Raw genomic sequence first — 6,685 nt, forward strand, 5'->3', positions numbered from 1 at the left:
GCCGGGCGGAGGCCGGCGGCGGACCTGCCGCCGGTGGAGTTCCTGGAATGTGCCACGCTTCCAGCCGTCCTCAAGGAACTGGACGCCGGCGGCATCGACGTGTGCGTGCTGGACGGCGAGGCGGTCCCGGCCGGGGGCATGGGGGTGTGCCGGCAGATCAAGGACGAGATCTTCCGGTGTCCCCCGGTGCTGCTGCTGATGGGGCGCCCGCAGGACGCCTGGCTGGCCACCTGGAGCCGCGCTGACGCGGCCGTCACCCTTCCGGTGGACCCGGTGGAGTTCCCCGAGGCCCTGGCGGGGCTGCTGCGCTCCCGGCTGGCCCCCAACGCCGCCTAGCGGCTCCCGGGGCACGGGCGAGGGCCCGCGGCGGCTCTGCGGCCGCCGACGGGCCCTCGTGGGCTTCGTGGGGCGTGCGCGTCAGACGGTGGGCCTGAGACGGGCCTGGTCGACGGCGCTGCGGCCCTCCTGGGTGCCCTTCAGGAGGTAACTGCCGTCACGCCATTCCTTCCAGTCCAGGTTCCAGTCGCCGTAGCCGTTGCCGAAGGGCTCCATGTCCTCGCCGATGCTGTTGATCACCCGGACGATGTCGCCCTCGGTGATGTTCTCGTAGAACCAGGCGGCGTTGCCCGTGCTCATGCCGGTGCAGCCGTGGCTGACGTTCTCGTAGCCCTGGGAGCCGACCGACCAGGGCGCGGCGTGCACGTACTCGCCGCTCCAGGTCACGCGGGTGGCGTAGTAGACGGGCAGGTTGTAGTACTCGCTGCCGCCGATGCCTACGGTGTCCCCGCGCATCTGGACGAAGTACTGCTTGCCCAGCACCACCTTGACCCCGTTGCGGGTGGAGAAGCCGGGCTTCCCGGTGGTCACCGGAATGGTGTTGATCACTTCTCCGTTGCGCTCGAACGTGAGGGTGTGCGCGGCGGCGTCGGTGGTGACCTCCACCCGGTCGCCGATCTCCAGCTTGAGGGGCTTGGAGGCGGATCCGTGGAGGTCGTCCTCGATCTTGACGCCCTCCAGGTTGCTCCGTACGGAGACCCAGGAGTGCGCGGGCCAGTAGTCCTTGGGGCGGAAGTGCAGGTTCTTGTCGTCGACCCAGTGCCAGGCGCCCTCGACGGGTTGCGGGGTGTCGATGACCAGGCCCCGTTCGACGAGGGCGCGGGCGGCCTTGTCCTTGACGGGTTCGCTGAGTTCGGCCGTGATGGGCTGCCCGACCCCGTATTTGCCCTCGTCCGGGCCGAATTCGACCTTGAGGAGCTTCTTGGCCGGGGTGGTGTCGAAGGCGAGCGTGCGCTGCCCCGGGGCCCCGTGCCGGTCCTCCGTGCTCACCGTGACCGTGTAGTGGACGCCCGCGGCCATGGGCGTGGTGCTGTGCCAGCGGTCTCCCTTGGCGGAGAGTTCGCCCGCCAGGCGGCGCCCGTGGGTGTCCACGGCCGTCACGTCGGTGATACGGGAGTCCGTGCCCTTGGCGGTGACTTCGAGGGGCTTGTCGGGGTCGGCGGCGCGGCCGCCGCCGGGTGGCTGGTTGAAGGTCACCTGCCCAGCCGCGTCGTACGGGCGGGCTGACAGCGGGTTGTCTGCGGACCCCCCGCATGCGGTGGCGCCGGCACCGAGGGACGCGACCAGCAGGGAGCAGCTGAGTACCGTCCAAAGACGCGGTGAGTGCTTCATGCGCTCAACGCTATGAACATATGACTATTACGTCGCGCGGGGTGACTGCAAACGAGGGGCCCGGACTCCTCCGAAAGGTGTCCGGGCCCCTCTGTACTGCTCTTGTACTGCTTCTGTGCTGCGTCCGTACCGCTGGTACGGCTACCGCCTACTGGTTCTGGTTCTCACCGCGGTAGTACTCGTACACCCAGCCCCACAGGCCGATCAGGATGATCGGGGCCGAGAAGTACATGAGCCACCAGCCGAAGATGACGCCCATGAACGCGAGCGCACCGCCGATGCCCAGCGAGAGCGGCTGCCAGCTGTGCGGGGAGAAGAACCCCAGCTCGCCCGCCTCGTCGGCGACGTCGGCCTCCAGGTTGTCCTGGGCCATCTCGTCCACGCGCCGGGCCGTGAAGGCCAGGTAGTAGCCGATCATGGCGCTCAGGCCGAAGGCCAGCGCGAGAGCGGTGGTTCCGACCGGCTCCTTGGACCAGACGCCGTAGACGACGGTCATGATCAGGATGAAGACGGAGAGCCAGAGGAACATCTTGCCCTGGATCTTCACTTGCCGGCCTCCTTGCCACCGGTGACGGCCTTCGCCGGGGCGTGGTCCTCGAGGTGGTCGAGGGCCGCGATCTCCGGGTGGTGCAGGTCGAACGCCGGCGATTCACTGCGGATGCGCGGCAGGGTGAGGAAGTTGTGGCGCGGCGGCGGGCAGGAGGTCGCCCACTCCAGCGAACGGCCGTAGCCCCACGGGTCGTCGACCTCGATCTTCTTGCCGTACTTGGCGGTCTTCCAGACGTTGTACATGAACGGCAGGAAGGAGAGGCCGAGGACGAAGGAGCTGATCGTCGAGATCGTGTTCAGGGTGGTGAAGCCGTCGGCGGCGAGGTAGTCCGCGTAACGGCGCGGCATGCCCTCGGCGCCCAGCCAGTGCTGGACCAGGAAGGTGCCGTGGAAGCCGATGAACAGCGTCCAGAAGGTGATCTTGCCGAGGCGCTCGTCCAGCATCTTGCCCGTGAACTTCGGCCACCAGAAGTGGAAGCCGGCGAACATCGCGAACACCACGGTGCCGAAGACGACGTAGTGGAAGTGCGCGACGACGAAGTACGAGTCGGAGACGTGGAAGTCCATCGGGGGCGAGGCCAGGATGACGCCGGTCAGACCACCGAAGGTGAAGGTGACCAGGAAGCCGATCGTCCAGAGCATCGGGGTCTCGAAGGACAGCGAGCCCTTCCACATGGTGCCGATCCAGTTGAAGAACTTCACACCGGTCGGGACCGCGATCAGGAAGGTCATGAAGGAGAAGAACGGCAGCAGCACACCGCCGGTGACGTACATGTGGTGGGCCCACACGGTCACCGAGAGGCCGGCGATCGCGATCGTCGCGGCGATCAGACCGATGTAGCCGAACATCGGCTTGCGGGAGAAGACCGGGATGATCTCGGAGACGATGCCGAAGAACGGTAGCGCGATGATGTACACCTCTGGGTGGCCGAAGAACCAGAAGAGGTGTTGCCACAGCAAGGCGCCGCCGTTGGCCGCGTCGAACACGTGCGCACCGAACTTGCGGTCGGCCTCCAGCGCGAAGAGCGCGGCGGCCAGGACCGGGAAGGCGAGCAGGACCAGGACACCGGTCAGCAGCACGTTCCAGGTGAAGATCGGCATGCGGAACATCGTCATGCCCGGAGCGCGCATGCAGATGATCGTGGTGATGAAGTTGACCGAGCCGAGGATCGTACCGAAGCCGGAGAAGGCCAGACCCATGATCCACATGTCGGCGCCGATGCCCGGCGAGCGGACGGCGTCCGACAGCGGGGAGTAGGCGAACCAGCCGAAGTCGGCCGCACCCGAGGGGGTGACGAAGCCGGCGACCGCGATGGTCGAGCCGAAGAGGTACAGCCAGTACGCGAACATGTTCAGCCGCGGGAACGCCACGTCGGGCGCGCCGATCTGCAGCGGCATGATCCAGTTGGCGAAACCGGCGAACAGCGGGGTCGCGAACATCAGCAGCATGATCGTGCCATGCATGGTGAACGCCTGGTTGAACTGCTCGTTCGACATGATCTGCGTGCCCGGACGGGCCAGCTCGGCGCGCATGAAGAGCGCCAGGATGCCGCCGATCAGGAAGAACACGAACGAGGTGACCAGGTACATCGTGCCGATGGTCTTGTGGTCGGTGGTGGTGAGCCACTTCACGACCACGTTGCCCGGCTGCTTGCGCCGCACCGGCAGCTCGTTTTCATACGAGTCGGCGGCGGCACCCTGGGATTCGTTGAGGATGCTCACAGTTTGTTCACTTCCGCATTCCGGGCGGGGTCAGTCTGCTTGATGCCGGCCGGCAGGAAGCCGGTCTGACCCTTCTCCGCCAGCTGCTTCAGGTGGGCCTTGTACTCCGCGGGGGAGACGACCTTCACGTTGAAGAGCATGCGGGAGTGGTCGACACCGCAGAGCTCGGCACACTTGCCCACGAAGGTGCCTTCCTGGTTCGGGGTGACCTCGAAGACATTGGTGTGACCGGGGATGACGTCCTGCTTGAACAGGAAGGGCACCACCCAGAAGGAGTGGATGACGTCGTTCGACGACAGGATGAAGCGGACCTTCTCGCCCTTGGGCAGGTAGAGGGTCGGCCCCGGGTTGTTGGTGTCCGCGTTCCGGTCGCCGGGGACGCCCTTCTCGTAGACGCCCTCGGCGCCCGCGGGGAAGTCCTTGGTGAAGCGGTCCGGCAGGGAGGCGAGCTCCTTGGGAACCACACCCGCCTTCGGGGTCGCGGCGTCGCCGTCGACGTTCTCGACGTAGTTGAAGCCCCAGCTCCACTGGAAGCCGATCACGTTGATGGTGTGAGCCGGCTTGGCGGAGAGGGTGAGGAGCTTCGACTCATCACGCGCGGTGAAGTAGAAGAGCACCGAGACGATGATGAGCGGGACCACGGTGTACAGGGCCTCGATGGGCATGTTGTACCGGGTCTGCGCGGGGACCTCGATCTTCGTCCGGCTGCGCCGGTGGAAGATGACGCTCCACATGATCAGGCCCCAGACCAGGATGCCCGTGATGAGAGCGGCGGCCCAGGAACCCTGCCACAGGGAGAGGATGCGAGGCGCCTCCTCCGTGGCCGGGTAGGGCATACCGAGGCGGGGGAAGCTTTTCCAGTTGTACGAGCAACCAGTGGCGGTCGCCAGGACCACGCCCGCAGTCAGCGCCTGCAGCAGCTTCCGCCGCATCGGGCGCCGCGGCGAGCGGTCGGAGCCGTAGGGACTCACGTAGCGCCTTCCCGAGAGTCTCGGCCCGCGCGGCCGGCCGCGGCCGTGTTCGGGTCGGTCGCCGGCCCTGACGCAGGCAGGGGTTTGGATGTTTATGCGGACCAAACCCTACTGGACGCTATTTGAGGCCGCGCGGGGAGGGTGCCCAACGCGCCGCTACTGCCCCCGAAGGGATGGATCCGCCGTACGGGGGACGGGCCGTCCGGCCCTGAACGGCGGGCTCCGGACGGCATCTGACGACCCCTGAACCCGGCGCTGACCAGGGCGGCGTCCCGGGACGGGGCCGGCGTCGGAACCCGCCGGACGGGACGGACCCCCTCAACCCCCGTCCCCCTGCCGCCCCTGCCTTACGGTGGCCGGATGCCGTACTTCGACACCGCGTCCGCCGCCCCGCTGCACCCCGTGGCCCGGCAGGCGCTGCAGGCCGCACTGGACGAGGGCTGGGCGGACCCGGCCCGGCTGTACCGGGAGGGGCGCCGGGCCCGGCTGCTGCTGGACGCGGCGCGGGAGGCCGCGGCCGAGGCGGTGGGATGCCGCGCCGACGAGCTCGTGTTCACTCCTTCGGGAACACACGCGGTTCACGCGGGCGTCGCGGGGGCCCTCGCAGGGCGCCGGCGGGTGGGCGGCCATCTGGTCGTGTCGGCGGTCGAACACAGCTCCGTACTCCACGCGGCGGAGGCGCACGCGGCGGCCGGGGGCACGGTGACGGAGGTTCCCGTCGACCGCTTCGGCGCGGTCTCCCCCGTCGAGTACGCCTCTTCCCTGTCCTCCACCACGGCTCTGGCCTGCCTCCAGTCGGCCAACCACGAGGTGGGCACGGTCCAGCCGGTGGCGGAGGTGGCCGGACTCTGCGCGGAGGCGGGGGTGCCGCTGCTGGTCGACGCGGCGCAGTCGCTGGGCTGGGGGCCGGTGGAGGGTCCCTGGTCGGTGCTGACGGCCAGCGCCCACAAGTGGGGCGGCCCGCCCGGGGTCGGCCTGCTGGCGGTCCGCAAGGGGGTCCGCTTCGCCCCCCAAGGCCCCGCCGACGAACGGGAGTCGGGCCGCTCCCCCGGCTTCGGCAACCTGCCGGCCGTCGTGGCGGCGGCGGCCTCCCTGCGGGCGGTGCGGGCCGAGGCGGACGCGGAGGCGGCGCGGCTGCGGGTGCTGGTGGACCGGATCCGGCGGCGGGTGGCGCGGCTGGTGCCGGACGTGGAGGTGGTCGGCCACGCGGACCGGCGGCTGCCGCACCTGGTGACGTTCTCCTGCCTGTACGTCGACGGCGAGACCCTGCTGCACGAACTGGACCGCGCGGGCTGGTCGGTCTCCTCGGGCTCCTCCTGCACGAGCTCCACGCTGACCCCGAGTCATGTGCTGCGGGCGATGGGGGTGCTGTCGGAGGGGAACGTCCGGGTGTCGCTGCCGCGGGGTACGACGGCGGAGGAGGTCAACGGCTTCCTGGAGGTGCTGCCGCGGGCGGTGGCGGGGGTCCGGGCCGAACTGGGCGTCCCCGACGCCGTGCCCTCCGTCCCTCCGGTGGCGGAGTCGATGGAGGTCGACGCCCTCGGGCTGCGCTGCCCCCAGCCGGTGATCGAGCTGGCCCGGGCGATCGTCTCCGTACCGGTCGGCGGGACGGTGACGGTGCTGTCGGACGACGAGGTCGCGCGGCTGGACATCCCGGCGTGGTGCGCGATGCGGGGGCACACCTACCTCGGCGAGACCCCGCACGGCGACGCCGTGGCCTACCGGGTCCGCCGGGCGGTCTGACCCGGGCCGCTGCGCGGGGCTTTCTCCGTTCC

General features: G+C 69.3%; 6 protein-coding genes. 2 read left to right on the forward strand and 4 right to left on the reverse strand.

All coding sequences use genetic code 11. The features are described 5' to 3' along the window. On the forward strand, positions 1-336 hold a 336-nt coding region (locus VR44_RS09125; RefSeq protein WP_045946900.1), incomplete at its 5' end, for a hypothetical protein. 81 nt (positions 337-417) lie between these two features. On the opposite strand, the gene VR44_RS09130 is transcribed toward VR44_RS09125, so the two are convergent. The 4 genes from VR44_RS09130 to ctaC all read right to left on the reverse strand — a co-directional run bounded on the left by VR44_RS09130 (position 418) and on the right by ctaC (position 4,910). Continuing rightward, on the reverse strand, positions 418-1,668 hold the full coding sequence (locus VR44_RS09130) for a L,D-transpeptidase (RefSeq protein ID WP_045946901.1): 1,251 nt from the start codon (positions 1,666-1,668) through the stop codon (positions 418-420). 148 nt (positions 1,669-1,816) lie between these two features. Beyond that, positions 1,817-2,215 (reverse strand): cytochrome c oxidase subunit 4, encoded by a 399-nt coding sequence (locus tag VR44_RS09135; RefSeq protein ID WP_042813651.1) that lies wholly within the window; start codon positions 2,213-2,215, stop codon positions 1,817-1,819. Further along, the gene (ctaD, locus tag VR44_RS09140; protein WP_042813652.1) at positions 2,212-3,939 is read right to left on the reverse strand and encodes an aa3-type cytochrome oxidase subunit I; all 1,728 of its coding nucleotides are present in this window, start codon (positions 3,937-3,939) and stop codon (positions 2,212-2,214) included. The genes VR44_RS09135 and ctaD overlap by 4 nt, the downstream gene beginning before the upstream one ends. Further along, positions 3,936-4,910 (reverse strand): aa3-type cytochrome oxidase subunit II, encoded by a 975-nt coding sequence (gene ctaC, locus VR44_RS09145; protein WP_045946902.1) that lies wholly within the window; start codon positions 4,908-4,910, stop codon positions 3,936-3,938. Before ctaC ends, ctaD begins: the two co-directional genes overlap by 4 nt. 360 nt (positions 4,911-5,270) lie before the next feature. On the opposite strand from ctaC, the gene VR44_RS09150 reads away from it, so the two are divergent. Beyond that, positions 5,271-6,653, forward strand: coding sequence for a cysteine desulfurase/sulfurtransferase TusA family protein (locus tag VR44_RS09150; protein WP_045946903.1), 1,383 nt, complete (start codon positions 5,271-5,273; stop codon positions 6,651-6,653). Positions 6,654-6,685: the final 32 nt, after the last annotated feature.

It is taken from the genome of Streptomyces katrae, assembly GCF_000966975.1.
GTDB classification, from domain to species: Bacteria; Actinomycetota; Actinomycetes; order Streptomycetales; family Streptomycetaceae; genus Streptomyces; species Streptomyces katrae.